We start from the raw sequence: 20,896 nt of genomic DNA on the forward strand, positions 1-20,896 counted from the left end.
CGCTTGCGCGCTGCTGGACAGAGTAGCGGATCGTGCAGGGCGTCGCGGTCAGACCGCGACGCGCCCCAGGACTCCCAGCAGGATCCAGCCCACGAGGAGCACGATCATGAGGCTGAGGTCCAGCGAGACCGCCCCGAGCCGGATGGGCGGGATGAGGCGGCGAAGACCCTTCACGGGAGGGTCGGTCAGCGTGTACACCACCTCGAACAGCACCAGCACGAGGCCGGTCGGCCGGAAGTCGCGCGAGTACGCCTGGATCCATTCCAGGACCAGGCGCGCCACGAGCACGATCATGTAGAGCAGGAGTGCGATGTACAGCACTCCTGCGATCACGGCCATCGAGGGTCAGCTCTGGTTGTAGAAGCTGCCCTCGTCGGGCGTGGTGTCGCCGTCGACCTCCACGAACTCCGGGGAGAGCAGGAAGACCTTGGACGTCACGCGCTCGATGGTGCCGCGCAGGCCGAACACGAGACCGGCGGAGAAGTCGACCATGCGCTTCGCGTCGCCGTCCTGCATGTCGGAGAGGTTCACGATGACGGGGACGCCGTCGCGGAAGGACTCGCCGATGGCCTTCGCGTCGTTGTAGGAACGCGGGTGGATCGTGGTGATGCGGTGCATCGACTCCTCCACGGAAGGCGCCACGGTCACGACGGACCGCTGACGGATCGGGGTGACCTGGGCCTCCCGGGCGGGGGCAGGCTCGGGGGTGCGCTCGGTGCGGCGGGGCTGTGCGGCCTCGTCGCGGGCGTCCCGCTCGTCCTCGTAGTACTCGTCGTCGACCTCGTTGGCGAGGCCGAGTGCGACCATGGCGTTGCGCCAGGTTCCCATGGCTGTTCTCCCACTTCGTTGTTCACGCTGACCTGGACCCCGGGGAAGCACGGGGAGTGCGCGGGGGCCCTGTGCGACGAACGTACCGCAGGGCCCTCCCGGCACGGCGCACCTGCACGGCGTGTCGCCGCGAGCCGCGACATGCGCTCGTGCTCACACCCGTGTGCTCACGCCCGGGCGATGACGCCCGCGAGGCGCCCGGTCCGGGCGCTGCGCCGGTAGGAGAAGAAGTCCTCGTCCTCGAGGGTGCAGGGGTGCCGGTCCTCGATGGCGGCGAAGGGGACGCCGGCGCCCACGAGCGCGGCGACCGCGCCGGCCGTGAGGTCGAGGGACGGCGTGCCCCAGGACGTCGTCGCGGCGAGCTCGGTGAGCTGCGCCGCGGACTCCTCGCGCATGGCGGCGGGGACCTCGTAGCACGCCCCGCAGATCGACGGGCCGATCGCCGCCCCGATCCGGGCGGGCACGGCCCCGAGCGAGGCCATCGCGCGGACGGTCTCCTGCAGGACGCCGTCCAGGAGGCCGCGACGGCCCGCGTGGGCGGCGCCGATCACCCCGGCGTCGGGATCGACGAGCAGCACAGGCAGGCAGTCCGCCACCATGATCGCGAGCGCCACGTCGCGGCGGTCGGTCACGAGGGCGTCGGCCGTGACGACCGGCACCGGGCCGGAGGCGGGCAGGACGTGGACGTCCGGTGAGTGCACCTGATCGACGAAGGCGAGCGGCAGTCCCACCTCGGCGGCGAGCAGCGCACGGTTGCGCTCGACGTCCGCCTCCTCGTCCCCCACGTGCCGAGCGAGGTTGAGGCCGGCGAAGTCGCCGCCGCTTACCCCGCCCGCGCGCCCCGTGAACAGGGAACGGGCCCCGCGAAGTCGCGGGGCCCGTGCCGTGAGGGGTGTCGTCACTTCAGGAAGGACGGGAGGTCGAGGTCGTCGTCGTCCGCCGGCGGCTCCTCGATGCGCGGCGGGCGCGCGGGCTGCGGCGCGACCGGCTGCGCGGGCGAGGGCTCGCTGCTCTGCACGGCGTCCTGCTCCTCGACCTCGGCCGGGTCGAACTGCTCCGTCTCGGGCTCCGAGGCGGAGCGGGCCGAGGGCGTGAAGGTCTGCTGCGGGGCGTTCCACGCCCCGGTGCCGGTGCCGCCGGCCGCCGGGGCCGCGCTGCGGCTCTCGGTGACCGCGGGGCGCGGCGCGGGGGCCTTCTCCTGACGGGGCGCGGGGCGCGCGACCACGGGAGCGGACTCCTGGCGGGGGCGCGGGCCGCCGCTCTCGAAGCCGGCGGCGATGACGGTCACGCGGACCTCGTCGCCCAGGGCGTCGTCGATGACGGAGCCGAAGATGATGTTGGCGTCCGGGTGCGCGGCCTCCTGCACCAGGCGGGCGGCCTCGGAGACCTCGTAGAGGCCGAGGTCGCTGCCGCCCTGGATGGAGAGCAGCACGCCGTAGGCGCCGTCGATCGAGGCCTCGAGCAGGGGGCTCGAGACCGCGAGCTCGGCGGCCTGCAGCGCACGGTCCTCGCCGCGGGCGGAGCCGATGCCCATGAGGGCGCTGCCGGCGCCCTGCATGACGGACTTGACGTCCGCGAAGTCGAGGTTGATCAGGCCCGGCGTGGTGATGAGGTCCGTGATGCCCTGGACCCCGGAGAGCAGGACCTGGTCCGCGCTCTTGAAGGCGTCGAGCATCGAGACGGCCTTGTCGGCGATCGACAGCAGGCGGTCGTTGGGGATCACGATGAGCGTGTCGACCTCGGCCTGGAGGGCCGCGATGCCCGACTCGGCCTGGGTCGCGCGGCGGCGGCCCTCGAAGGTGAAGGGGCGGGTGACCACGCCGATGGTCAGCGCGCCGAGGCTGCGGGCGATGCTCGCGACGACGGGGGCGCCGCCGGTGCCGGTGCCGCCGCCCTCGCCGGCCGTCACGAAGACCATGTCGGCCCCGCGGAGGACCTCCTCGATCTCCTCGGCGTGGTCCTCGGCGGCCTTCTTGCCGACCTCCGGGTCCGCGCCGGCGCCGAGGCCGCGCGTGATCTCCTTGCCGACGTCGAGCTTGACGTCCGCATCGGACATGAGGAGGGCCTGCGCATCGGTGTTGATGGCGATGAACTCGACGCCCTTGAGGCCGGATTCGATCATGCGGTTGACGGCGTTCACGCCGCCGCCGCCGACACCGACGACCTTGATGACTGCGAGGGAGATCTGGGTTCCGGCCACGTTTGGTCCTTGCTCTTTGTCGTTCGCCTGCCGAGAGGGCCGAACCCTCAACCCTCAACCTCCACCTGAGGTTCGAGGATCGGGGCGCCTCTCCGTCCCTTCGACGCTAGGGACCCTCCCGTCCCGGCGCAACGACCGCACCCGCGTGTCGTGCGCGGGAACGGACGAGTCTCACGTCAGCGGGTCACCGGGGCGACCGGCGAGGACACGTCGATCTCGGATCCGGGCTCGGCGAGCAGCGCCCGGACGACCTCCGCCTTGAGATCGGCGTCCGCCGCATCGCCCCACACGATCGTCTTCGTGCCGCCGTCCTCGAGCTCGAGCGTGAAGGAGACGTCGCTCGGGGAGGAGGCCGTCATCCCGGTCATGCCCGTGCGCAGCGAGCTCGGCATCTGGGCGAGGACGTCGATCATCGCCGCCTGCGCGCCGTCGGGATCGGCGGCGTCGGCCGCGACCGTGAGCGGGACCGGCGAGGCGCCCTCCCCCGCCCCCTCGGGCAGCTCGGTCCCCTCGGCGTCGAGCAGCACGGTCGCGCCGTCCTGCTGGGTGACGCTCGCGATCGCCGTGCGCTCGGTCACGGTGATGCTCATGCCGTCCGGCCAGGAGCGGTGCACCTCGGCGGTCGCGACCCCGGGCACCTCCTCCACCGCGGACTCCACGGAGCCGGTGCCGAGCAGCAGCACGCTGTCACCCCGGAAGGGCTCGACCGCCTCGTCGACGGCCGACTCCTGCACATAGCCGAGGCCCTCGACCTGCACCTGCCGCACGGAGAGCGCCGGCAGCGTCACGGCCGCGACGAGCGCGACCACGAGCAGCGCCACGACGATCGCGGCGGTCACGAGGATCGCGCGACGCCGGCGACGCCAGGGCCGCGCGCGGACGAGGTCGCGGAAGCGGTCCGCCGCCTGGATGACGCCGCCGGCGCGGCCGGACTGCCGGGTGGTCTGCTCCGACGACGCGGTGCGGTCCTCCGTGCGGGGCCGGCCGACGGCCCGTCCCCCTCCGCGGGGTGCAGGAGCGGCGGCATCATCGGACCCGCCGGCGCGGGCCGCGGGCCGCGACGAAGAGGGACCGCCCGAGGGCCGACGGCTCGTGCCGGACGGCGAGTGTCGGGCCCGCCCGGGGCGGGAGGCCCCGGTCGTGGAGCGTGCGTCGCCCGCGGTCCTCACGACCGGACGGTCCGTGCCCGCGGGCTCCGCGGGCGAGGCCGCCGAGGACGCCGATGCGGCGGACGTGCGCGAGGCCGACGGGGACGGGGCCGACGGCGCCGTCGAGGACGAGGGTCGCGGCGTCCCGGGACGCGGGGACTCAGCACCGGGCGCGGCGGGACGCGAAGCCCCGGACCGCGAGGCCGGAGTGCGCGGCGCGGCGGGTCGCGGGGCCGAGGGACGTCGGGCCATCAGCGCTCCTGCGCGCTCTGCTCGAGGGCGGCGAGCACGCCGGAGGTCAGCTCGACCACGTCGCCCGCGCCGAGCATGAGGACGAGGTCGCCCTCGCGGGCCGCGCCGGCGACCTGCCCGGCAGCCTCCTCCCGGGCCTCCAGCGGCGTGAGCGTCCCGGCCGGGGCGAGGTCCGTGATCGTGCGCTGGTCGATCCCCGGGACGGGATCCTCGCGGGCACCGTAGACGGGCAGCACCCAGGCGAGGTCGGCGGCGCCGAGGGCGGCGGCGAAGTCCCCGGCGAAGCTGCGGGTGCGGGAGTACAGGTGCGGCTGGAAGACGGCGAGCACCCGGCCCCCGCGCCCGGCGCCCTCGACGATGCCGCGGGCGGCGGCGAGCGTCGCGGCGACCTCGCGGGGATGGTGGGCGTAGTCGTCGACGACGGTCACGCCGGCGACGGTCCCGGCGACGTCGAAGCGGCGGGACGCACCCGTGAAGGTGCCGAGCCCGGCGGCGAGCCGCGGGAGCGGCGACTCCGGGTCCGCCTCGGCGGCGGCCGCGAGGGCGCCCACGGCGTTGAGCACGTTGTGGTGCCCGGCGACGGCGAGGTCCAGCAGCAGCGGGACCCGCGGGCTCTCCACCTCGGCGCGGGCACCGCGCTCGCCCGGCGTCTCCGTGACGATGCGCCAGTCCGATCCCTCGGCGGTGCCATAGGTGAGGACACGGGTGCCGCGGGCCGCGGCGCGCTCCCCGAGCGCACGGGCGCCGGGGTCGTCGCCGCACACCACGAGCGCGCCGCCGTCGACGATCTGCGTCGTGACGGCGTCGAAGACGGCGGTCAGGGTCTCCTCGTCGCCGTGGAAGTCGAGGTGGTCCGCCTCGAGGTTCGTCACGACGAGCGCGCGGGGGCGGAAGGCGAGGAAGGAGCCGTCGGACTCGTCGGCCTCGACGACCGCGAGGGACTCCCCCGCGCTCGCGCCGGTCGCCGGATCCGCCGCGAAGCCCGCGTTGCGGCCCAGGTCCGGCACCGCCGCGCCGAGCGCCCAGGCGGGGTCGTGGCCCGCGCCGCGCAGGGCGCTGACGGCGAGGCCCGTGGTCGAGGTCTTCCCGTGGGTGCCGGCGATCGCGACGACGTCCCGGGAGGCGAGCAGGCCGGCGAGGCCTGCCGCGCGGTGGATCACGGGGATGCCGCGCTCGTGCGCGGCGATGATCTCGGGGTTGTCCGCCCGCACGGCCGTGGAGACGATGACGAGGTCGCAGTCCGGGGCGATGAGCTCGGCGTCGAAGCCGATGCCGATGCGTGCCCCGGCCTCGCGCAGCGGCGCGATGAACTGGCCGTCCTGGGAGTCCGATCCGCTCACCGCGAGTCCCGCCTCGAGGGCGAGCCGGGCGACGGCGGACATCCCCGCCCCGCCGATCCTCACGACATGCACGGAGCGGACCTCACCCTCCGGCCATGCCGAGCGGGTGATCACCGCCCCGGGACGCAGGACGGTGCGAGGGGAAGGGGCCGCGGAGGTCATGGACCCACCGTAATCCGCGCCGCGCGGGCCGCCGCTCAGGCGCGGCGTGCGGCGCTGATCACGATCTCCGCGAGCACCTCGGCGGCATCGGTGATGCCGAAGCCGCGCGCGGCCTCGGCCATGGTCGAGAGCCGGTCCCGGTCCAGGAGCAGGGGCAGCACCTGCTCGCGCAGGTACGCGGCGTCGAGCTGCGCGTCGGGGACCATGAGCGCCCCGCCGGCGGCGACGACGTCCTCGCCGTTGAGCGCCTGCTCCCCGTTGCCGATCGGCAGCGGCACGAGCACGGAGGGCAGGCCCACGGCCGTGAGCTCGCTGACGGTGCCCGCACCGGAGCGGGTGAGGGCGAGGTCCACGGCGGCGTAGGCGTCCTCCATCGCGGAGACGTACTCGAGGACGCGGTACCCGGGCCGCTCCTGGAGGCCGGCGGTCTTGCCCCTGCCGGTCACGTGGAGGATCTGCCCACCGGCGTCGAGCACGTCCTGCGCGGCGGCGGAGACCTGCTCGTTCAGCCGCTGGGCGCCGAGGGACCCTCCCGTGACGAGCAGGGCGGGGCGCTCGAGGTCCAGGCCCAGCCGCTCCCGCGCCCCGGCGCGGTGCGCGGCGCGGTCCAGGTGGGCGATGCCCTCGCGCATGGGCATGCCGATGCGGCGGGCGCCGGGCAGGGTCGATCCAGGGAAGGCCGTGAGCACGGCGGCGGCGCGACGGGCGCCCAGGCGGTTCGCGAGGCCCGGTCGGCGGTTCGCCTCGTGCACGACGAGCGGCACCCGCGAGCGGGCGGCCGCGAGGTAGGCGGGCGGGCAGACGTAGCCGCCGAACCCGACGACGACGTCCGTCCCCCGCTCCTCCATGAGCGCGCGGACGCGCCGGAGGGTGCCGGAGAAGCGGCCGGGGAAGCGCAGCGCGGCGCCGTTCGGGCGGCGCGGGAAGGGCACCTTCTCGATCGTGGCGAGCTCGAGGCCCGCGGCGGGGACGAGATCCGCCTCGAGGCCGTCGGCCGTGCCGAGGACGAGGATCTCGGCCTCCGGGCTCTGCTCGGCGATCTGCGCGGCGGTCGCGAGCAGCGGGGAGACGTGGCCGGCGCTGCCGCCGCCGGCGAGGAGCACGCGGGGTGCGCGGGTCATCGGGAGCCCTTCCGGGGTCGGGGACGGGAGCCCGCATCGGAGCGGGAAGTGCGGGTGGACCCGCCGCGGCCCGTGCCGCGGCGGCCGCGGCGCGAGGTGCCCGCTCTCGCATCACGCGGGGCGGGGAGCACGCTCGTGGAGCGGCGCACCACGCCGATCCGGGCGCTGATCGCCTCGGCCGCCCCGGGCTCGCGGCGGGCGAAGGAGATCAGCACGCCGAGCGCGGCCATGGAAGCGATGAGCGCGGAGCCGCCCGAGGAGATGAACGGCAGCGGCACACCCAGCACGGGCAGCAGTCCGGTCACCACCATCATGTTGACGAAGGCCTGGCCGAGCAGCCAGCAGCTGATGCCGGCCACGGTGATCTGCTGGAAGCGGTCGTCGATGCGGGTGATCATGCGGAACATGAACAGGGCGAGCGCGGTGAACAGCGCGAGCACGCCGAGCGTACCGATCAGGCCCAGCTCCTCGCCGATGATCGCGAAGATGTAGTCGTCCTGTGCGGCAGGCAGCAGGCCCCACTTCTGGCGGGACTCGCCGATGCCGACGCCCCACCAGCCGCCTCCCGCGAGGGCGGCGAGGCCCTGGTCGGACTGGTAGCAGCTGTCGTTCTCGCAGGTGCCGGTGAGCCAGTTGCCGATGCGGTGCATGCGGTTCGCGCTCGTGAACGTCAGCGCGAGCACGCCGACGAGGCCCAGGCCCGCGGCGAGGGCGAACCAGCGCCGCGGTGCCCCGGAGACCCAGACTGCGCCGGCGACGAGCATCGCCATGACCAGGGCGGTGCCCAGGTCATGGCCGGAGAGCACGAGACCCAGGGCGGCGATCACGCCGGGCACCATCGGGATCGCGAGGTGGAAGGGCTGGTTGAGCAGCTTCTGCTTGGTCGAGAGCACCGCGCCGAGCCACACGGCGAGGGCGAGCTTGAGGAACTCCGAGGGCTGGAGGGTCTGCCCGCCGATGAGGATCCAGTTCGTGTTGCCGTCCTTGCCGATGCCGAGCGGCGTGTGCACGAGCGACTGCAGCACGAGCCCCAGGAACAGCAGCGGCCAGGCCGCCCTCCGGAAGAAGGAGGGCGGGAGCAGCGCGGCCACGACGAGCACCACGAGTCCGAGGATCGCGAAGGTGCCCTGGCGGAACAGGCCCGCGTAGCCGGACAGTCCCTTGGAGATGTTGATGACGGCCGAGGAGGACAGCACCATCACGAGGCCGACTCCGATGAGCAGCGCGCCCACCACGATCAGGCCGTAGAAGTCGAGGGCCGGGGACTTCAGCCAGCTGCCCACGCCCTCCTTGACGCGGGAGCCGATGCTGCCGAGCGGCTGCTCCTCGTCGGGGCGCACGACCCGCGTGGAGCGACGTGACTCCTGCATGGTCATCGGTGCTCTCCTGGCAGTCGGGACACGGCCGCCGCGAAGAGATCCCCCCGCTCCGCGTAGTCACGGAACTGGTCGATGGAGGCGGCGGCGGGCGCCAGCAGCACGACGTCCCCGGCGGAGGCGAGGCGATGGGCGTGTCCCACCGCCTCCCCCATGAGGCGCTCGCGAGCGGCGACGGCTCCAGTGTCACCCGCCTCGACGCGGACCACGGGGACCTCGGGCGCGTGTCGGGCGAGGGCCTCGAGGAAGGGGGTCGCGTCACGGCCCAGCAGCACCGCGCCCACGAGCCGCGATGCGGCGCGGGACACGAGCGCGTCGACGTCGGCCCCCTTGGTGTCGCCGCCCGCGATCCAGACGATCCGCTCGGCGGCGGCGAGGGAGGCCTGCGCCGCCGCAGGGTTCGTCGCCTTCGTGTCGTCGACGTAGACCACGTCGTCGACCCGGGCGATCGTCTCCGCGCGGTGTCGGCCCAGGCGGTAGGCGCGCAGGCCGTCGCGCACAGCGTGGGCGGGCACCCCGTGGGCGCGCGCGAGGGCCGCGGCGTGCAGGGCGTCGAGCACCACGTGCGGCGGTGCGTCGTGCGCGCCCAGGTGCGCGAGATCCTCGAGAGAGGCGAGCTCCGCGGCGTGGGTGCGTCGGTTCTCCACGAAGGCGCGGTCCACGAGCAGCCCGTCGACGACGCCGAGCTCCGAGGGCCCGGGGGCGCCGAGGGTCACGCCGATCGCGCGGGCGCCGTCGACGACGTCCGCGTCCTCCACGAGCTGCAGCGTCACGGGATCGGCGACGGAGTACACGCAGGCGGTGCGCACCTGGTCGTAGATGCGGCCCTTGGCGCGGGCGTAGGCCTCGGCGCCTCCGTGCCAGTCGAGGTGGTCGTCGCTCACGTTGAGGATCGTCGCGGCCTCGCAGTCGAGGTGCTCCGTCCAGTGCAGCTGGAAGCTCGAGAGCTCGAGGGCGAGCACGTCGAAGCCCTCGGGGTCCAGCGCCGCCTCGATGACCGGGAGGCCCACGTTCCCGCAGGCGACCGCGCGCAGGCCGGCGGCCTGGAGGATCGACTCGAGCATCGTGACCGTGGTGGTCTTGCCGTTGGTGCCGGTGATGCCGAGCCACGCGGGGCCGCCCTCCGCCTGCATGCGGCGGGCGAGCTCGATCTCGCTCCACACGGGGATGCCGGCCGCGGCGGCCGCGGCGAGCAGCGGCTGCTCGGGGCGCCAGCCGGGTGAGGTGACGACGAGATCGATCTCGCGATCGGCGGGCAGCGCCGTGGTGTGCTCCGCGCCGAGGCGCACCTCGACGCCGAGGACCTCGAGGATGCGGGCGCGCTCGCGCACCTCCTCGGTGTCCTTCCCGTCCACGACGAGCACCTGGGCGCCGCGCTGCATGGTCTGGTCCGCGACCGCGTAGCCGGAGACCCCGAAGCCGGCGACGAGCACGCGCACACCGCTGACGTCGAGTCCGGGCCAGGGGCGGTCCTCGACGGCGGGCAGGGCGGTCACGAGGCGAGCCCCGGCAGCGCGTCGAGGTAGAAGATCCCGAGGCCCACGCCCGCGAGGATGCCGGCCACGATCCAGAAGCGGACCACGATCGTCACCTCGTTCCAGCCCTTGAGCTCGAAGTGGTGCTGCAGCGGTGCCATGCGGAACACGCGCTTACCGGTGAGCTTGAAGCTCGTGACCTGGATGATCACGGACAGCGAGATGATGACGAAGAGGCCGCCGATGATCGCGCCGAGGATCTCGGTGCGGGTGACGATCGTCAGGCCGGCGAGGGCACCGCCCAGGGCGAGGGAGCCGGTGTCGCCCATGAAGATCTTCGCGGGCGAGGTGTTCCACCACAGGAAGCCGACGAGCGCACCGATGATCGCCGCGCACAGCACCGCCGTGTCCAGCGGGTCGCGGGCGCCGTAGCAGTGCACGAGGCCGCCGGCCTCGAGGTCGACGTTGCACACCTGGCGCCACTGCCAGAACGAGATGATCAGGTACGCGGCGGTGAACATGATCGTCGCGCCGCTCGCGAGGCCGTCGAGGCCGTCGGTGAGGTTCACCCCGTTGGACCAGGCGGCGACCAGGAAGTTCGCCCAGATCGCGAAGAGGATGAAGCCGACGACGGTGCCGCCGAAGGCGAGGTCCAGCCAGGGGATGTCCCGGACGAAGGAGATCGCCGAGGAGGCGGGGGCGTTGCCGTCGGAGTCCGCGAACAGCAGCGCGAGCACCGCGAAGCCGGTCGCGACGACGAACTGGCCGATGAGCTTCGCGCGGGCGGTGAGGCCCAGGCTCCGCTGGCGGGAGATCTTGATGTAGTCGTCGAGGAAGCCGACGATCCCGAGGCCCACCATGAGCAGCAGCACGAGGCCGACGGTGATGGAGGGGCTGGTCCACAGCACGAGGTGGGTGATCCCGTAGGCGAGCAGCGTCGCGAGGATGATCGCCACGCCGCCCATCGTGGGGGTCCCGCGCTTCGTGGCGTGCGAGGTGGGGCCGTCGTCACGGATGAACTGGCCGTAGCCGCGCTTGACGAGCAGCTTGATGTACAGCGGGGTGCCGAGGCCGGAGAGCGCCAGACCGAGGGCCCCCGCGATGATGATCGCGATCATTCCTGGACTCCTCCGTGGACGGGCTGCGCGAGGTGATCGAGCAGGGGCGGGGTGATCCGGCGCAGGCCGGCGTCCCGGGACGACTTCAGCAGCACCACGTCACCGGGCGCCACCTCCCGTTCTAGCACAGCGATGGCCTCCTCGACCGTGTCCAGGTACTCCGACTCCCCGCCGAAGCTGCCCTCGAGGCTCGCGCCGTGATGGATCGCGGCGGCGCCGTCCCCGACCACGTACAGCTGGCTGATGTTCAGGCGCACCACGAGCCGGCCGATCTCGTCGTGCAGGCGCACGCCGTCCGGGCCGAGCTCGAGCATCTCGCCGAGGACGGCGATCGTGCGGTGCCCGCGACCGAGGTGCGCGAGCGTCTTGAGCGCCTGCCGCATGGAGTCGGGGTTCGCGTTGTAGGCGTCGTCGATGATCATGGCCCCGCCAGCGCGATGGACCTCCATGCGCTGGCCGGAGTCCAGGCGCGCGCCATCGAGGGCGGCGGTCGCCGCCGCCGGATCGGCGCCGGCGACGAGCGCGCCGGTGAGCGCGGCGAGGACGTTCGCGGCCTGGTGCTCGCCGAGGAGGTCGGGCCGGACCGGGAAGGATCCGGCGGGGACGGTCGAGCCGTCCAGGCGGGTGAGCCCCTCCGGCACCTCGAGGGTGAAGCTGATGCGGGCGTCCTCGTCGAGGCCGAGCGCGGCGCCGCGCACGTTACCGGAGGCGAAGCCCCAGGTGGTCACGGGGGCCTGGCTGCGGGCGGCCATGGCGGCGACGCGCGGGTCCTCGGCGTTCAGCACGGCGCGCCCCTCGGGCGCGAGGGCCTCGACGAGCTCGCCCTTGGCGACGGCGATGTTCTCGACCCCGCCGAACTCGCCGAGGTGGGCGCTGCCCACGTTCAGCACGAGGGAGACGTCGGGCCGGGCGATCCCGGTGAGGTGCGTGAGGTGGCCGATGCCGCGCGCGCCCATCTCGAGCACGAGGAAGCGCGTGGTCGGGGTGAGTCGGAGCACCGTGAGCGGCAGGCCCAGCTCGTTGTTGAGGCTCGCATGGGTCGCGACGACCTCACCGGCGGTCCCGAGCACCCGGCGCAGGAGGTCCTTGGTGCTGGTCTTGCCGGCGCTGCCGGTGATCGCGAGCACCACGAGGTCATCGCGCTCGGCGCGGGAGCGCTCGAGCTGGGCGCGGGCGAGGGCCGAGAGCGCCTCGCCGACGTCCGGGACGAGCACGGCGGGCACGGACTGCTCGCCGTCGGTCTCCCGGGAGACGAGGGACAGCGCGGCGCCGGCGGAGTGCGCGCGGGCGAGGAAGCCGTGGCCGTCGACGTGCTCGCCGTCGAAGGCGGCGAAGAGGTCGCCGGCGGCGACCTCGCGGGAGTCGATCCGGGCCTCGCCGGTGACCGTCTCCTCGCCGGTCGCCCCGCCCACGAGGCGGCCCCCGGTGATGCCCGCGATGTCGCGGGAGGTGGTCTCGAGCATGCTCAGCCTTCTCCGTCCTGGTCCGTCCGCGTCGACGCGCCTCGAGCGGCGAGGGCGTCGCGCAGCACGGCACGATCGTCGAACGGATGGACGATACCGCCGATCGTCTGACCGGACTCCGCCCCCTTGCCGGCCACGAGGATGGTGTCGCCCACGTCCGCGAGGCGCGCTGCGAGCGCGATCGCCTCGCCGCGGCCGTCCACCTCGTGGACCTGCGCGCTCGTCGAGGCGGGGACGCCTCCGGCGACCTCGCCGCGGATCGCCGCGGGGTCCTCGGAGCGGGGGTTGTCGTCGGTGATGATCACCACGTCGGCCAGTCGGGCGGCGACCTCGCCCATGAGCGGGCGCTTGCCGCGGTCGCGGTCCCCGCCGGCGCCCATCACGGCGATCAGGCGCCGCGTGCCGGGGACGGTGCGGAGGGTCGCGAGGGCCTTCTCGAGCGCGTCGGGGGTGTGCGAGTAGTCGACGACCCCGCGCACGGGCCGCTCGGCGACGAGCTCCATGCGCCCGGGGACGGTGCCGGCCTCCGCGAGAGCGGCGTCAACCTCCGGGCCGGCGATCCCGACGGCCTCGAGCAGCAGGGAGGCGGCGAGGGTATTGGCGACGTAGTGCACGCCGGGAAGGGCCGCGCGGAGCGTGCGCTCCCCCGCTGCGGAGACGACGGTGAACTCGCTGCCGAAGCCCTCGGCGCGGATGTCCCGCACCTGGTGGTCCGCCGGCCGGCCCGTCGCCGAGTAGGTCGTCACCGGGATCGGGGCCGAGTCCGCGAGGCGGCGGCCCCAGCCGTCGTCCACGCACACCACGCCGAGGCGGGCGTGCTCGGGGGTGAACAGCATCGCCTTCGCAGCGAAGTAGTCCTCCATCGTGGGATGGAAGTCCAGGTGGTCCTGGCTGAGGTTGGTGAAGCAGGCCGCGTCGAGCACCACGCCGTCCGCGCGGTGCAGCACCATCGCATGGGAGGAGATCTCCATCGCAGCCACCTCGACGCCGTCCTCGACCATCCGGGCGAGGAGGCCGTGGAGCTCGGGGGCCTCGGGCGTCGTGCGGACGGTGCCGATCGCGTGGTCCCCGCCGCGGGCGTCGCGGTAGCTCGTGCCGGAGGTGCCGACGACCCCGGCGCTGCGGCCCAGGTGGCGGAGTGCGCCGGTGAGTATCGTGGTGACGGAGGTCTTGCCGTTCGTACCGGTCACGCCGATCGTGCCCAGCTGCTCGGCGGGGTCGCCGAGCACGAGCGCGGCGGCGCGGGCCGTGTCGCGGCGGGGGTCGTCGACCACGAGCGCGGGCAGGGCGGCCCGGGCGCAGTCCTCGGCGCCGGTGGGGTCGGTGAGCGCGAGCAGCGCGCCGGCGGCCGCGGCCTGGGCGGCGAAGCGCGCCCCGTGGGTCACGGCGCCGGGCAGGGCGCAGTAGAGGTCACCGGGCTGCACGGAGCGGGAGTCGAGGGTGACACCCGTGAGGACGCTCCCCTCGGCCCCCGCGGGCAGCGCGGCGTGGAGGGCGCGGGCGAGCTCCGGGGCGCCGAGACCGCGCGGGCTGCGGGGGCGGGCGGGCTCGGGGACGGGGGCGCTCACCACTCGTTCTCCAGCTCGCGGCCGGGCTTGCCCGTCGGCGCGATCCCCTGGTTCTGCAGCGTGTAGGCCATGATCTGCGAGAAGGCGGGGGCGGCCGCCGTGGTGCCGGAGATGAAGGAGTTCAGCCCGAACAGGGTCACGCCGATGACGATGTCGGGATCGTCGGCAGGGGCGGTGCCGATGAAGGAGGCGGTGTAGGTGATGCCGCCGTTCTCCCCGGGCACCTGGGCGGTGCCGGACTTCGCGGCGACGGCGTAGCCGGGCACGTCGCCGTTGGTCTTGCCGTCGTCCACGACGTTGTTGTCCATGAGCTCGAGGATCTTCTGCGAGGTCTCCGAGGAGACGACGCGGGTCTGCGTGGGCTCGCCGAGTGAGCGCACGCTGCCGTCCTCCTCCTTCACGCCCTTGACGATCTGCGGCTGCACGCGCACGCCGTCGTTGGCGAAGGTGCTGATCGCGGAGACCATCTGGAGCGCGGTCACGGCGTAGCCCTGGCCGAAGGCGGTCGTGTACTTGGTGCGGCCGGTCCAGTCCGACGGGTCGTGGACGATGCCCTTGGACTCGCCGGGCAGCCCGACGCCCGTCGTCTCCCCCAGGCCGAAGGCCTTGAGGTAGTCGTAGCGGGTCTGGTCGGAGAGCGTCTCGGAGATCTGCACGGTGCCCACGTTCGAGCTATTCTTGAGCACGCCCGCGAGCGTCAGCTTCTGGGTGGGATGGGAGTGGGAGTCCTTGATGCGCTCCCCGTTGAAGGACATCGTGTAGGGCACGGTGTACTGGCTGTCCATGTCGACCGTGCCCTCCTCGAGGGCGGCGGCGAGGGTGAACAGCTTGCCGGTGGAGCCCGGCTCGTAGACGTCCGAGACCGTGCGGTTGCCCAGGTAGGAGTCCGCCTCGGGGCTGTTGGGATCGTAGGTGGGCGCCTCGGCGAGGGTCAGCACCTCGCCGGTGTGGGCGTCGAGGATGACGATGCTGCCGGCGGTCGCGCCCCACTGGTCCACGGCGGAGGCGATGATCTCCTGCGCCTTCCACTGGAGGTCGCGGTCCAGGGTGAGCACGAGGTCGGAGCCGTCCACGGCCGCGGTGGTGGACTGCGTCGCGGTGGGGATGATCTGGCCGCCCGCGCCGCGCTCGTAGGTCGTCTTGCCGTTGGTGCCGGCGAGCAGGTCGTCGTAGGAGAGCTCCGCCCCGGCGAGCGGTGCGCCGTCCGCGCCGACGAACCCGAGCACGTTGCCGCCCACGGAGCCCGCCGGGTAGAGGCGGTCCGCGACGCGGTCCGCGCCGAGGCCCGGGATCTTGAGCGCGATGACGGCGTTGCGCACGGCCGGCTCGACGTTCTTCTGGAGGTACTTGAAGCCCTTGTCCCCCGTGAGCGCCTTCTCGGTGTCCTCGACGGTCCAGCCGAGCACCGGGGCGAGATCCGCGGCGGCGGCCTTCACGCCGGTGTCACCGGCGGCCACGGCCTCCTTGTCGTCCTGCTGGTAGGTGCTCACCTGACGCTGGTTGACCCAGAGGTCGAAGCGCTCCACCGAGCTCGCGAGGACGGTGCCGTCGCGGTCGGTGATGTCACCGCGCAGCGCGGGGATGGTGCGGGTCGTGGTGCGGGCGTCGATGGCCTCCTGGGCCCGCGCGCTCGCGTCGAGGCCCTGCACCCACAGCAGGCGGCCGGACAGCGCCAGCACCGCCACCATGATCATGCTGAGCACGAGGCGGTGCCGGACGGCCGGTGTGCCCACCTGGGCCGCGGGAAGGCGCGGTCGGGACGTCCGCGTGCGTCGATCGGTCCGACGGGACGTGGCCACGATCAGTCCCCCTCGTTGCCCATGCCGTGATAGCTGCTGGGCTGATCGTAGATCTCGGCGGGGGGCACCGCGGAGGAGGCGGACGGCGTGTCGGCGACGGCCGCGTCACCCGCGGTCGGCGTGCTCTCCCCGAGCACCTTCCCCGTGGAGAGGTCGATGTAGGCGGGCTCGCTCACGGGGACCATGCCGAGCTCGCGGGCCTGCCGCTCGAGCTCCTGCGGGGTGCCCAGGCGCTCGTTCGTCTCGGCGAGCGCCTGCTTCTCCTGCGTGAGGCTCTGCGACTGCGACTGCAGGCGGGTGATCTCGTAGCTCGTGTCCGACATCTGGATGTTGAGGTAGAGCAGCGTCGCGAGGGTCGCCACGACGATGAGCGTGCACAGCGCCGTGAACGGCAGCGGGCTGCCGGCGGTGCGGGGCCTCGAGAGGATCGTCAGCCGCGGGCGCGGGGCGGACGCGGGGCGGGGTGCGGTGCGGGCGGGTCGGACCGCGGCGGCGCGGACGGCGGTGGTGCTTGCCATGTCAGTGTGCTCCGTGGTCGGGACGGGTGCGGGTGAGGGCGCGCAGCCGGACGCTGGCGGCGCGAGAGTTGTGCTCCCGCTCGGTCTCGTCGGCCTGGAGGGCGCCGCGGACCAGCGGGGAGAAGGTGGGCTTGTGCTCGTCGAGCTCGACCGGGAACCCGGGGGGCGCGCTCGAGCGGGTCCGACGGCCGAACGCCGTCTTCACGAGGCGGTCCTCCCCCGAGTGGTAGGACTCCACGACGATCCGGCCGCCCACGGCGAGGGAGTCGAGGGCCCCGTCGATCGCGCGGGTGAGGATCTCGAGCTCCTCGTTCACGGCGATCCGCAGCGCCTGGAAGGTGCGCTTGGCGGGATGGCCGCCGCTCGCCTTCGATGCCGCCGGGATCGCCTTCTCGAGCAGGGCCACGAGCTCGCCGCTGCGGGTGAGCGGCTCGGTCTCCCGCTGCTCGACGATCCGACGGGCGATCCGACGGCCGAACCGCTCGTCACCCAGCTCGTGGAGGATCCGGGCGATCTCCGCCTCGGGCAGCTCCGCGAGGAGGTCCGCGGCGGTGGGGCCGTCGGAGGAGGTGTCCATCCGCATGTCCAGCGGGGCGTCCGCCGCGTAGGAGAAGCCGCGCTCGGCGGTGTCGATCTGGAAGCTCGAGAGCCCGAGGTCCATGATCACGCCCTGCACCGCGGGGATGCCGAGGTCGGCGAGGACCGCCGGGATCTCGTCGTAGGTCGCGTGGACGAGGGTCGCCTGTTCGGCGTGCCCGGCCCGGGCGATCCGCTCGCGGGCCAGCTCGAGCGCCTGCGGGTCGCGGTCGATGCCGACGAGCCGCGCGCCGGGTGCGGCGTCGAGGACGGCGATCGCGTGGCCGGCCATGCCGAGGGTCGCGTCGACGTGCACGGCGCCGTCGACGGCGAGCGCGGGGGCGAGGAGCTCGACACAGGTGTCCAGGAGGACGGGGACGTGGCGGTCGTCGGCCGGCGCGCTGTGGCTGTCCATGGCTGCCCTCCCCTTCATGCTCTCGTGTCTCTCGTGCTGACTGCCGGCTGATGCGTGGGCCCGGAGGCCGTCCGGCCAGATGCCCCGTCGTTCCCGACCCGCCACCGGGGAAGTTGTTTCGGGGCGGGAACGACGAGAGGTCTCGCAGGACGGAGGTCCGTGGGGGCCACCTCAGAACAGGCCGGGAACCACCTCTTCCGCGGTCTGCGCGAAGCCCTCCTCCTTCTGCTCGAGATAGGTCTCCCACGCCGGGAGGGACCAGATCTCGAGCCGGTCGAGCGCACCGATCACCGCGCATTCCCGATCCAGCTCCGCGTAGGTGCGCAGATGGCCCGGGATGGTGATGCGGCCCTGCTTGTCCGGGATGACGTCCTCCGCTCCGGACAGCAGCACTCGCAGGTAGTCGCGGGTGCGCCGATCGGTGGTGGGCGCCCGACGGGCCTCCTCGAGCTTCTGGCGGAACTCCCCGATCGGGTACACGGCGATGCAGTGCTCCTGACCGCGAGTCATGACCAGTCCTCCGGCGAGGTCGTCACGGAACTTCGCGGGGAAGATCAAGCGGCCCTTCTCATCGAGCTTGGGCGTGAAGGTCCCGAGGAACATCTCGGACCTCCTTCAGCTGCCTGGACTCGTGAGCCGAACCATTCTCCTCCCTACGCCCTCCACTTTACCCCACTACCCCCCACCCTCCGCCAGCGAACGGCCCTTTTCGCTGCCGATTCAGCCTGTCACTGCAGGTCACAGGCTGGGGTGTGAAGTGGAGGGAAATCGCGCCGCGCGCGCCGCACGGACGGTCGGGGCGCCGCTCCCGGCAGCACTCCCCCACGCTCGCCGCTGCGTTGGCGCAGGTCATCGGCACGCGCCCGGTCCAAGGGCGGCGAGTGGAGGGAGGTGGAGGGCTCCGGTGGAGCGAAGTGGGGACCTGGGAGGAGCCTGATCGGCGCCGGGCATGACGACGCCCCGGCTCCTGGGAGCCGGGGCGTGTCAGCGGTGGGTCAGGAGGCCGGACGGGTCATCGCCCGGCGTGGGCCGGCGACGGCCGGACGTGGCCGCGTGGGGCGCCGTCCCGGGAGGACCGGCGCGGGTGGGGCTCAGCGGCGGGGGTCGTCCCCGGAGCGCTTCTCCCAGCGCTGCTCCATGCGGTTCATAAAGCGGCCGTTGCGGTCCCCCGGGGAGGGAGGCGAGGCCGGGGTCGCGCCGTCGCCGGACTCGTCCCCGCCGCGGCGCGCGGGGGTCGTCACCGCGTACACCGCTCCGGCGAGCATGATCAGGAAGGCGAGGACCCCGAGCCAGACGGCGGGAAGGGCCACCGCGAGGACCAGGACCACGAGGCCCACGACCACACCGGCCAGGCCGACGGCGATCCGCCGGCCGCTCCGGCGCCGAGCGCGTCCCGATGAGAAGGCCCGCGCGAGGCGCGGGTCATCGGCGAAGAGCTGGCGCTCCATCTCCTCGAGCATCTTCTGCTCGTGCTCCGACAGCGGCATGGTCCCGCTCCTTCGTCCCCGTCCTGTCACGCCCTGGGGCGTCCCCGTCGTCCCGGAGAACGTCCTCGTCCCGGCCGGATGGCCGGTCCCGTGCGCCTCCGTCGGCGGTCGTCCCATTCTAGGACGGGCATGCGCCTTATGGGAACTCGAGGGCGTTCGGGCTCTCATCGGGCCCAGGCGGCGGGGGCGTGGGCGCCGGCGCCGCACCGGGCAGCGTCGATCCTCGGGAGAGCGAGCCGCTGCCGAAGCGGTCCCGCGCCCGATCCATCGCGGCCTCCAGATCCGTCCATCCCGTCGTGCGGCCGACGAGCTCGGCCTGCCTCCCGGCGGTCCCGGCGGGCTCCAGATGGGAGGCGCGCACACCGGCCAGCCGGACCCTCGGCATGCCGGCCCGCTCCCGCTCCCACAGGGCGACGACGTGCTCCCTCAGCCGCTCGCCGCTCGAGGTGGGCTGGGCGAGGGTGGAGGAGCGGGTGAGGGTCGTGCCGTCCGGCCCGCGGAGCTTGAGCGTCACCGTGCGGGCGACGAAGCCGCCGGCGCGGAGCTGGCGGGCGACCTCGTCCGCCATGACGGTGATCCGGCGTCGGATGTCGACGGGGTCCACGAGATCCTCGTCCCAGGTGCGCTCGGTGCCGAGCGACCTGTCGCGCACCCGGCGCCCCAGACCGGTGCGGTCGGTGCCGTCCGCGAGCCGGGCGACGTGCGGGGCCTGCGGGCCGAGCACCCGCGAGAGCGCCGCGGGCGGCAGCTCCCGTAGCTGACCGATCGTGCGGACGCCGAGGCGCTCGAGCCCCTGCACGGCCCGCGGACCGACCCCCGAGATGACGGAGACCGGCAGCGGGGCGAGGAACTCCGCCGTCCGGGCCGCGGGGACGATCAGCATGCCGTCCGGCTTCGCCCGCGCGGAGGCGATCTTCGCGACGGCGCGGGAGACGGAGCCGCCCACGGAGCTGGGCAGGCCGAGCTCCGAGCGGATCCGCTCCCGCAGCAGGGCGCCGATCCGCTCCGGCGGCCCGAAGAGACGCCGCGCCGGGCGGACGTCGAGGAAGGCCTCGTCGACGCTGATCTGCTCGACGTCCGCGACGACGTCGCCGAGGATGCCCATCACCTGGGCGGAGATCTCGCGGTACACGCCGATCCGCGGCGGCACGATCACGAGGTCCGGCGCCAGGCGCCGGGCGGTCGCCATCGGCATCGCGGAGCGGATCCCCCGCTCGCGCGCCGGATAGCTCGCCGCCGCGACCACGCCGCGACGCCCGTCCCCGCCCACGACCACCGGCAGCCCGGCCAGCTCCGGGGCGTCGCGCACCTCGACCGAGGCGAAGAAGGCGTCCATGTCGAGGTGGAGGATGCCGGGCTGCTCGAGGGGCTCGGGCGACTCGGACCGCTCGGGCCGTTCGGGCTCGTGGGCACGGCCGGGCGTGACCTCGCCGTGCTGCGCGCTCATCACTGCTCCTGACTCGTGTGCTCGATCCCGCCCGCGCACTGTAGCGCGCAGGACCGCTCAACCGGCGAGCGCCGTGAGGGAGCCCGGGAGATCCTCGAGGAGGATCTCCCCCACCACCTCGAGATGCACGGCGGTGTCCTGGAGATGCCTCGACAGGAGCTCGGGCTCCGGCATCGCCCGCGGGTCGCGGTCCAGCCGCATCCTCTCCGCGACGAGGGGCACCAGCGAGAGCGCGCGGTCGCGCTCGGCGGGCCCCATCCGCTCGAGCGCCGCCCACACGTTCAGCGGCAGCTTGCGGCGGCGCTCGCGGTTCGCTCGGGCCACGAGGATCCCGGCGCCGCGCAGCGCGGCGCGGTGGACGAGCTCGAAGGCTCCCCGAGGATCCGTGACCTCGCGCTCCCGCGCCGCGCTGAGCAGCTGGCGCGCACGCTCGAGATCCGCCTGGTCCTCGTCGAAGCGGTGGAGGGGGCCGCGCCGTGCGCCGCCCCGCGGGGTCGTGGTGCTGCCGGTCATCCGCTCCTCCTGCCGTCGTTCCCCCGGGGCGCTCCCGGGATGTCCCCCACGCTACGAAGGGGGTACGACGGACGAGCCTCCTGCCGCCGG

At 73.9% G+C, this 20,896-nt stretch carries 19 protein-coding genes; all 19 read right to left on the reverse strand.

Annotation, left to right across the window (positions count from 1 at the left end):
• Positions 1–48: 48 nt before the first annotated feature.
• Positions 49–339: a YggT family protein gene (locus ABD080_RS01295; RefSeq protein ID WP_137771213.1), complete on the reverse strand. Its 291-nt coding sequence runs from the start codon at positions 337–339 to the stop codon at positions 49–51.
• 6 nt (positions 340–345) lie between these two features.
• Complete coding sequence (locus tag ABD080_RS01300; protein WP_137771214.1) at positions 346–828, reverse strand: cell division protein SepF; 483 nt, start codon at positions 826–828, stop codon at positions 346–348.
• Between the two features lie 167 nt (positions 829–995).
• Positions 996–1,730, reverse strand: a complete 735-nt coding sequence (pgeF, locus tag ABD080_RS01305) for a peptidoglycan editing factor PgeF (protein ID WP_137771215.1) — start codon at positions 1,728–1,730, stop codon at positions 996–998.
• The gene (ftsZ, locus tag ABD080_RS01310; RefSeq protein WP_137771216.1) at positions 1,727–3,028 is read right to left on the reverse strand and encodes a cell division protein FtsZ; all 1,302 of its coding nucleotides are present in this window, start codon (positions 3,026–3,028) and stop codon (positions 1,727–1,729) included. Before ftsZ ends, pgeF begins: the two co-directional genes overlap by 4 nt.
• Positions 3,029–3,204: 176 nt before the next feature.
• Positions 3,205–4,197 carry a cell division protein FtsQ/DivIB gene (locus ABD080_RS01315; protein ID WP_343903376.1) on the reverse strand — a complete coding sequence of 331 codons (993 nt, stop codon included), beginning with the start codon at positions 4,195–4,197 and terminating at the stop codon, positions 3,205–3,207.
• Between the two features lie 230 nt (positions 4,198–4,427).
• The gene (gene murC, locus ABD080_RS01320; RefSeq protein ID WP_343903377.1) at positions 4,428–5,930 is read right to left on the reverse strand and encodes a UDP-N-acetylmuramate--L-alanine ligase; all 1,503 of its coding nucleotides are present in this window, start codon (positions 5,928–5,930) and stop codon (positions 4,428–4,430) included.
• A 35-nt stretch (positions 5,931–5,965) separates the two neighbouring features.
• Positions 5,966–7,051, reverse strand: coding sequence for an undecaprenyldiphospho-muramoylpentapeptide beta-N-acetylglucosaminyltransferase (murG, locus tag ABD080_RS01325; RefSeq protein WP_343903378.1), 1,086 nt, complete (start codon positions 7,049–7,051; stop codon positions 5,966–5,968).
• The gene (gene ftsW, locus ABD080_RS01330) at positions 7,048–8,427 is read right to left on the reverse strand and encodes a putative lipid II flippase FtsW (RefSeq protein ID WP_137771220.1); all 1,380 of its coding nucleotides are present in this window, start codon (positions 8,425–8,427) and stop codon (positions 7,048–7,050) included. Before ftsW ends, murG begins: the two co-directional genes overlap by 4 nt.
• Positions 8,424–9,923 carry a UDP-N-acetylmuramoyl-L-alanine--D-glutamate ligase gene (gene murD / locus ABD080_RS01335; RefSeq protein WP_343903379.1) on the reverse strand — a complete coding sequence of 500 codons (1,500 nt, stop codon included), beginning with the start codon at positions 9,921–9,923 and terminating at the stop codon, positions 8,424–8,426. Before murD ends, ftsW begins: the two co-directional genes overlap by 4 nt.
• Positions 9,920–11,020: a phospho-N-acetylmuramoyl-pentapeptide-transferase gene (gene mraY, locus ABD080_RS01340; RefSeq protein WP_137771222.1), complete on the reverse strand. Its 1,101-nt coding sequence runs from the start codon at positions 11,018–11,020 to the stop codon at positions 9,920–9,922. The genes murD and mraY overlap by 4 nt, the downstream gene beginning before the upstream one ends.
• Positions 11,017–12,483 carry a UDP-N-acetylmuramoyl-tripeptide--D-alanyl-D-alanine ligase gene (locus tag ABD080_RS01345; RefSeq protein ID WP_343903380.1) on the reverse strand — a complete coding sequence of 489 codons (1,467 nt, stop codon included), beginning with the start codon at positions 12,481–12,483 and terminating at the stop codon, positions 11,017–11,019. Before ABD080_RS01345 ends, mraY begins: the two co-directional genes overlap by 4 nt.
• A gap of 2 nt (positions 12,484–12,485) precedes the next feature.
• Positions 12,486–14,054, reverse strand: coding sequence for a UDP-N-acetylmuramoyl-L-alanyl-D-glutamate--2,6-diaminopimelate ligase (locus tag ABD080_RS01350; protein WP_377827198.1), 1,569 nt, complete (start codon positions 14,052–14,054; stop codon positions 12,486–12,488).
• Positions 14,048–15,784, reverse strand: coding sequence for a peptidoglycan D,D-transpeptidase FtsI family protein (locus tag ABD080_RS01355; RefSeq protein ID WP_343903382.1), 1,737 nt, complete (start codon positions 15,782–15,784; stop codon positions 14,048–14,050). The genes ABD080_RS01350 and ABD080_RS01355 overlap by 7 nt, the downstream gene beginning before the upstream one ends.
• Positions 15,785–15,852: 68 nt before the next feature.
• Positions 15,853–16,368, reverse strand: a complete 516-nt coding sequence (ftsL, locus tag ABD080_RS01360; protein WP_137771225.1) for a cell division protein FtsL — start codon at positions 16,366–16,368, stop codon at positions 15,853–15,855.
• Position 16,369: 1 nt separating this feature from the next.
• Positions 16,370–17,359 (reverse strand): 16S rRNA (cytosine(1402)-N(4))-methyltransferase RsmH, encoded by a 990-nt coding sequence (gene rsmH, locus ABD080_RS01365; protein WP_137771226.1) that lies wholly within the window; start codon positions 17,357–17,359, stop codon positions 16,370–16,372.
• Between the two features lie 171 nt (positions 17,360–17,530).
• Positions 17,531–17,962 (reverse strand): division/cell wall cluster transcriptional repressor MraZ, encoded by a 432-nt coding sequence (gene mraZ, locus ABD080_RS01370; RefSeq protein WP_137771227.1) that lies wholly within the window; start codon positions 17,960–17,962, stop codon positions 17,531–17,533.
• A gap of 488 nt (positions 17,963–18,450) precedes the next feature.
• A complete protein-coding gene (locus ABD080_RS01375) occupies positions 18,451–18,846 on the reverse strand; it encodes a DUF3040 domain-containing protein (RefSeq protein ID WP_137771228.1) in 396 nt (131 codons plus the stop codon).
• 136 nt (positions 18,847–18,982) lie between these two features.
• Positions 18,983–20,293 carry a DNA polymerase IV gene (gene dinB, locus ABD080_RS01380; RefSeq protein ID WP_137771229.1) on the reverse strand — a complete coding sequence of 437 codons (1,311 nt, stop codon included), beginning with the start codon at positions 20,291–20,293 and terminating at the stop codon, positions 18,983–18,985.
• 57 nt (positions 20,294–20,350) lie between these two features.
• The gene (locus tag ABD080_RS01385; RefSeq protein ID WP_137771230.1) at positions 20,351–20,806 is read right to left on the reverse strand and encodes an SAV_6107 family HEPN domain-containing protein; all 456 of its coding nucleotides are present in this window, start codon (positions 20,804–20,806) and stop codon (positions 20,351–20,353) included.
• Positions 20,807–20,896: the final 90 nt, after the last annotated feature.

The organism is Brachybacterium rhamnosum (assembly GCF_039526185.1).
GTDB classification, from domain to species: domain Bacteria; phylum Actinomycetota; class Actinomycetes; order Actinomycetales; family Dermabacteraceae; genus Brachybacterium; species Brachybacterium rhamnosum.